This window comes from Planctopirus hydrillae, from assembly GCF_001707835.1.
Classification (GTDB): domain Bacteria; phylum Planctomycetota; class Planctomycetia; order Planctomycetales; family Planctomycetaceae; genus Planctopirus; species Planctopirus hydrillae.
Window position 1 is genome coordinate 76799 of the sequence record NZ_LYDR01000128.1, and the last position, 6073, is coordinate 82871.

At 52.9% G+C, this 6073-nt stretch carries 5 protein-coding genes; 1 reads left to right on the top strand and 4 read right to left on the bottom strand.

Annotation, left to right across the window (positions count from 1 at the left end; genetic code table 11):
- Nucleotides 1-23 precede the first annotated feature (23 nt).
- The 3 genes from A6X21_RS16205 to A6X21_RS24400 all read right to left on the bottom strand — a co-directional run bounded on the left by A6X21_RS16205 (nt 24) and on the right by A6X21_RS24400 (nt 3362).
- Nucleotides 24-1073: a DUF1559 domain-containing protein gene (locus A6X21_RS16205; protein WP_068849724.1), complete on the bottom strand. Its 1050-nt coding sequence runs from the start codon at nt 1071-1073 to the stop codon at nt 24-26.
- A gap of 326 nt (nt 1074-1399) precedes the next feature.
- A complete protein-coding gene (locus A6X21_RS16210) occupies nt 1400-2140 on the bottom strand; it encodes a hypothetical protein (protein ID WP_131818382.1) in 741 nt (246 codons plus the stop codon).
- Nucleotides 2141-2888: 748 nt separating this feature from the next.
- A complete protein-coding gene (locus A6X21_RS24400) occupies nt 2889-3362 on the bottom strand; it encodes a hypothetical protein (RefSeq protein ID WP_165603826.1) in 474 nt (157 codons plus the stop codon).
- Between the two features lie 278 nt (nt 3363-3640).
- Between A6X21_RS24400 and A6X21_RS16220 the strand changes: the two genes are divergently transcribed.
- Nucleotides 3641-4195 carry an RNA polymerase sigma factor gene (locus A6X21_RS16220; protein ID WP_068849732.1) on the top strand — a complete coding sequence of 185 codons (555 nt, stop codon included), beginning with the start codon at nt 3641-3643 and terminating at the stop codon, nt 4193-4195.
- 297 nt (nt 4196-4492) lie between these two features.
- Here the strand turns inward: A6X21_RS16220 and A6X21_RS16225 are convergent, their stop codons facing one another.
- Complete coding sequence (locus A6X21_RS16225; RefSeq protein WP_083233664.1) at nt 4493-5842, bottom strand: sigma-54-dependent transcriptional regulator; 1350 nt, start codon at nt 5840-5842, stop codon at nt 4493-4495.
- Between the last annotated feature and the right edge of the window lie 231 nt (nt 5843-6073).

The following is a 6073-nucleotide window of genomic DNA, read 5'->3' on the forward strand; positions in this document are numbered from 1 at the left end:
CCTCAATGCCAATTCATGAGAGCTTAAAACTCACCCAGGGTATTTCCATCAGCCCGTGCTCCGGCACGCTGCCATGTTGTATTGTCCACATTCTCGCTCACAAACTTGACGGCACCATCCGCCATCAAAGCATGGACACCTCCGGTATGTCGGCTGCGGGCTGCCCAGACACCCATATTGTCTGTGGCCGAGCATGTTGTGCAGGCGTTGACGCAGTTTGGCAGATTGGAATTTGGTGTCAGAATCGTGTTGAACAGCGTCTGGTTCGCAATCCCGTTCGTCCAGCGGATGCCCTCGCCTCCCGAGTCATCCACATATCCCACCGATGCCGCCAGGCAACTATCGGTGAACGTCTTCTGATCTGCGACCGACATAAATGTCTGCGGAATCGATCCCAACGAACCGCCACGCTTCGTGGCGGCTCTCGAATTGGTGCTCAGTGGAGTACTGTCTGGCCTGGCAATGATCTGCTCGCTCATGGCCACTGTATTCGAGGTACCGTCCGTCACATCGCGGATCGCCACGCTCACCCGTGTGTTGAACAGTCCGATCTGTATCGCATCGGTGTTCGCGGTCGTATGGCTGCCCCAATAGACACTGGGCCCTGCTGAACCAACATAATTGTTCCCGCCACCGATTGCCGAGTTGTCTGTCCCCAGATCGGAGGGGCACAAAAACGCGGCAATAATGCGCTGGCAGGCCTGGCCATTGACTCCACTGTCGGATGCCAAACCAAAATTCAGCGTGTTGTACAGTGGGCCCTGATCAATGTATGGCAAAATCATCATGTGGGCACTGCGGCCTCGATAAGGGTTTGGATCCTGAATCGTTCCGCCACCCGTCTGCGACTGATAATTCCCCCGCGGAAACATTAGGTAATTGTCGTGATAATTGTGCAGTGCCAGACCTAACTGCTTGAGATTGTTCCGGCACTGCGTCCTGCGTGCGGCCTCTCGAGCCTGTTGCACGGCTGGCAACAACAAAGCGATCAGAATTGCGATGATGGCAATCACCACCAGCAGCTCAATCAGCGTAAACCCTTTTGATGAAATACGTTTTGAAGAAATCCGCATGCTCCACCCCACCAGATGTGTAGTTGTTATGAATTCAAAAAATTGCATCATGTGATCGTAACATCATATTATGCACAAATCCTTGTGTAAACATATTATCGCGCTGTCAAGTCTCGTGGCCAGTTGATTGTTCACATTTCTGTTCAGATTTGGCCTGTCGGTCTGAATTCTGGTGAATTTCAATCAATTCAAAAGTTGCATCGATACCTTCTTGTTTTGGAAACGAAAAAAGGCTGTCTCCACCGCGAGGGCAGGACAGCCTTTTTTTCATGAGTCAACAAAGTTCGTCAGATCATTTGAGCATCTGAGTTGAACTAAACCAGCGATTAATGGGCGGGAGTCCAGACAGGACTGCCAGGAGCTGTTGGTCTGGCCTGAACTGGTTGCAGGAACTGCACTGGCTGAATCGTGGTTGGTTGAACGGTGGTTGCTGGAACAGGTGCTGCTTGAGGCATAGCTGCTTCAAAGCTGACTGTCTGCAAAGGTGTGGGCCCAGAAGCCTGCACAGTTGCCATGGGGCTGCCGACTGGTGTTGGTCCCTGAATGATCACACCTGGCAGACGCTGAAACTCTTCATAAGAGACTTGCTGCGGCTGCATCTGTGCAAACTGGCTTTGGGGAGTGCTCATTCGCTGGCTCGAATTGAATTCGGGAATGGGCATTGGTGTCATGGGAGACATCGGCGCGGGAGTTGTCACTGGGGGCACAGGTGGAACGGGCGCCATTTGGCTGGCTGCCGGCGCACTTGGCATGTAATTGGCGCCCACACTGGCGGCAGAGCCGCATGATGAACAGCCACCGGTCTCTCCGCCGAGGAGGAAGCCACCAGCGCCACCACATCCGCAATCATCAGTTGGAGCTGCCATGCCGCAGCAATCACTGCCACCTAAACCAAACCCACAGCATTTGCGGGCAGCACGTTTGGCACGCCAATGCTGAACTTTTCTTTGGAACCAGGTGCTGTGTCCGCAGCCGGCAATCACAGCTTCACAAGGATCCGGTGTACAGGGATTGACGCAGGCGTATTGCCGCGGGCAGCAACAGCCGGCGGCAAACATAATGGCCATTGCAGCCATTCCAAGGGAAAGTAGCGACTTCATGTCATGTCCTTGTGAGATGCAGTTGCGGAGGGGTTCGAGGCGGGATTTGTGAAAACAGGCAAAGCAGGAGATCTGCAGGTCAATCTCCCCGTGAGGCATTGCACCCCACAATCAGGTTATCGGCATGATGATTGGGCAAACTTTGACGCTTTAGTCTTTTTTCCAGATTTTTTTTGAGATTTTCTCAGGCTTGCGCTAAAGTCTGACGCCACCACAGGTTCAACAATCGCGTGCTCTTCGACAAACGGCCCGAGAGTGTTGAATCCGGACGTTTTTAGGAAATTTCCATTTTTTCGAGTTTTCAGTGCGAACCTCAGCAGCCATGATTGCGTCATAGTGAGCGTGGCGATAATGCATTCGTAATCACTGGGATTGTTGAAACATCTCTTGATGTTTTCTGTACAGATCACCAGTATTCATTGGGCTTTGTGAAAGCCTATGGTTAACGAGTGTGTTTCTTGATGGGCTTGCCGAGTGGCACCCACCACACATGATTGAGTGATCAGGAAAGAACCGAAACAGCTTTACAGTTCGATTCCAAAAAGGAAGCTGCGGCAAGTCCGCAGGGGGTTTAACGATGAACCAGTTCAACGGCATTGCAATTGCAAACACCACGACCATTGTCGCCGCAAACATTGCGACAGTCGCCGCCGCCGCTCTGGGTCATCGTGGATCGACACGTCTTGATGATTCATTACTCAAGATGTCGAAACGATCACCCCATCACAAAGAGTCGTTTTCCACGGTGAATGAACCGCCCTGTTATCTGCGTAGTTATCGACCCAGCGAGGTCGTAGTACGTCAGGTACAGGATGTACAACCGGGGCAAAGAAACGATTCGTGCTGCGTCAGTGATCCGCAAGTCTCCGTCGGGATGATGCCAGTCGGCTCTTGGCTGAATTGGCTTTCCGGCGGCAGATGGCAGGCTTTTGGTGCCATAAGCGCCGGTTTTCGCCTGCAGCCTGTTTGTGCTGGCTAATTGCCAGTTCAAGCACAGCGGTCGTCTGCAACAGAAGATTTCTCCAGCTTGACTGGCGAAGTCTTCGTCAAAGGTGAACTCAACCAGAGTTCCTCGGTAGCAGGCCGATTCGCAACGGATGACTGAATCGAGATTCCCATGCGGTTGATCTGAAGCCATGGCTTCGTCAGCCGCAAAAGTTCTCGATGCAGGGAGTGGCAAACGGAACATCTCCTTTTGACCACATTGGGCATTTCTCGCAGGGGCGTCTCCCTGGGGATGTGCAAATGACTTCCTGAATTTCCTGCTTGTTTTCTGGCGGCATCGTCAGGCAAAGCACCTCCTGCTCAACAGATGGCAATCTTCGAGTGAACTCGGCAGATCTCCCATCCTGGCGATCAGTCCCACCGCTTTGTCTCGACCGCATTGAAACAGCAGAACAGTGATATCTGCCTGAGCCACGGTGGCCTTTATGCCCGAGGGTGAATGCAGGTTGGGATCGAATAAATATGGTTGATGAATTGGAATTGTTGCAGTTAGTGGAATTGGCTCAATCAGGTGACCGGCAGGCCTTCGGTGTGCTCGCCCGGCAGTTCGAATCGACCATCTTCGCCATTGCTTTGCGGCGGTTGCGAAATCGGACTGAAGCTGCCGAGTTGACACAGGATGTCCTGGTTCAGGCCATGCGGAAGCTGCCTCAGTTGCGTGAACCAGAACGGTTTGCCGGCTGGTTGCGGCGAATCACCGTGCGGATGGCCATCAACCGGGTTGTCCGTCGCCCGAAGGAAACGATCAGCAGCCCCGAAATCTTCGGAAACATCCGGGGCGAAGGTCGCTCTCCGCTCGAGCATATTTTGAAGGGTGAAGCGGCTGGAGAGGTGAAGGCTGGGCTGCGAAAGCTGCGGGCATTGGATCGAGCCACGTTGTTGGCCTTCTACTTTGAAGGTCAATCACTGATAGAAATGAGCCAGCAGTTCCAGAGTCCGGTCGGCACTATCAAGCGCAGGCTCCACACAGCTCGTAACCGATTGAAGGATGTGCTCACACATCTTCAGCCGGCTTAAGTTCTGTGGAGGACGCCCCGCACATGTCCATCCGCAAAACTCTTGAACAGGCTCATTTTTTAAATGGGCCCATTGATGGTGCTCAGCACCCACAGCCCGCGACATGACCGCATGTCGCGGGCTGTGTTTTACCAATCAAAGGTTGGATCCAAGCATACGAACTTAGAACAATTTCTGGCGTAACGATCGTCAGAACTCACACATCCACGATATTAAAGCGATTCGGATGCCATGCCTGTGATTGAGACCAAGTCGTTTTAATGAGATTCAATGCGATATTGATTTTTCGGATACGTATTATAGATCGATTCCAAGTTCTTCGATCTTGCGGTAGAGGCTCGACAGGCCCAGCTTGAGTCGTTTTGCGGCTTCGCGTTTGTCGGGGCAAAGTTTTAGAACTCGAAGAATATGCATCTTCTCGTAGTGGCGAATCGCTGTTCGCAGATCATCGGTATCTGGCAGTGGTTGAGATATTCCCACAAGGTCTGGTGGCAGGTCTTTGGGGGTGATCTGCGTTGAATCACAGAGCATCACTGCCCGTTGAATGGCATTATCGAGCTGCCGGACATTCCCTTTCCAGTTAGCCGTCAGCAACAGCCGGATGGTTTCGCTGGTCGCGCTGGTCACGCGACGATTCATCACTTTGCTGTGGCGGGCGATAAAAAAATCGACCAGTTCCGGGATATCGTCGAGCCGGTCTCGAAGTGGAGGAATGAGCAACTTCACTCCGTCCAGCCTGTAGAACAGATCGTCCTGAAAGCGACCTTCAGCAATCTCCTGTGCGAGGTCGCGCGACGATGACGCGATGATACGGCACTGAATTTTGGCAGCATCAGCGCTTCCTAGCGGGAGTACCTCACTGTATTCCATAGCTCGCACGAGTTTGGCCTGCATGGCCAGTGGCAGCAGAGTGATCTCATCCAGGTAGACAGTGCCACTCTCAGCCGAGCGAAACGCTCCCGATTGTTCACCACTTCCTGGAATTGTTCCCGCCGCAGCTCCGAAGAGCTGGCTCTCAAGCATTTCAATCGGACGCATGCCGCAATGAATTGCCAGAAACCGCTCGTCTTTTTTGGGCCCCCACTTATGGATCATGCGGGCAAAAAGTTCTTTCCCGGTGCCGGATTCTCCCACCAGCAGCACATTGGCATTCGCCAGGGCGACTTTCCGGGCAGAGTCCTGAACTTCTCGCAGAATCGTGCTCGAACCGACGATTTCATCGCCATCATCCCGGCGGGCTAACTCACGCCGCAAGATCTGGTTTTCGAGATACAGATCGCGGTATTGAAACAGTCTGGCCAGCTTATTGGCGAGATCGTCGAAGATCACCGGCTTGACGAGATAATCAAACGCACCAGATTTAAACGCTTCGACCGCATTCTCGACTGTGGCATAGGCCGTGATGATCAAGCCGGAAACTCCGGGAGTAATCTGCTGCAGCTTGCGGAGCAGTGCCAGACCATCACCATCCGGGAGCTGAACATCACAGACCGCGACTTGAAACTCACGTTCGCGAGCCAGCTTCAAAGCCGTGGCCACATTGGGGGCCGCCATGGCCTGATAGCCTTCATCCGTCAGAAATTCCAGCAGCGATGTCCGGATGATCTCTTCGTCTTCAACGATCAGCACACTGCGGGTGTATTTCATGTGGCCGTCTTTGTCACAGCAACTGGTCATCTGGTAGGGAAAGCACCCTGAAACCCAGGGTTTCGCAACCTGTCAAAAATCCTTTAAGCAATCACCTTGGAGACACTGATATCAACCCAGGTATGAAATTCAGCATCTGGGGCCAGAACTCGTAAACCGGCTGATCACCCGATTTCACAGCCAGCAACACACCAGAAGAATAGAGTGGATCGAGAAATCCATAGGCATAAG

What these genes read in the sequence shown, in the direction of transcription:
- A6X21_RS16205 (WP_068849724.1), bottom strand. Translation starts at nt 1,073, where the DNA reads ATGCGGATTTCTTCAAAACGTATTTCATCAAAAGGGTTTACGCTGATT.
- A6X21_RS16210 (WP_131818382.1), bottom strand. Translation starts at nt 2,140, where the DNA reads ATGGCCATTATGTTTGCCGCCGGCTGTTGCTGCCCGCGGCAATACGCC.
- A6X21_RS16220 (WP_068849732.1), top strand. Translation starts at nt 3,641, where the DNA reads ATGGTTGATGAATTGGAATTGTTGCAGTTAGTGGAATTGGCTCAATCA.
- A6X21_RS16225 (WP_083233664.1), bottom strand. Translation starts at nt 5,842, where the DNA reads ATGAAATACACCCGCAGTGTGCTGATCGTTGAAGACGAAGAGATCATC.
- A6X21_RS24400 (WP_165603826.1), bottom strand. Translation starts at nt 3,362, where the DNA reads ATGTTCCGTTTGCCACTCCCTGCATCGAGAACTTTTGCGGCTGACGAA.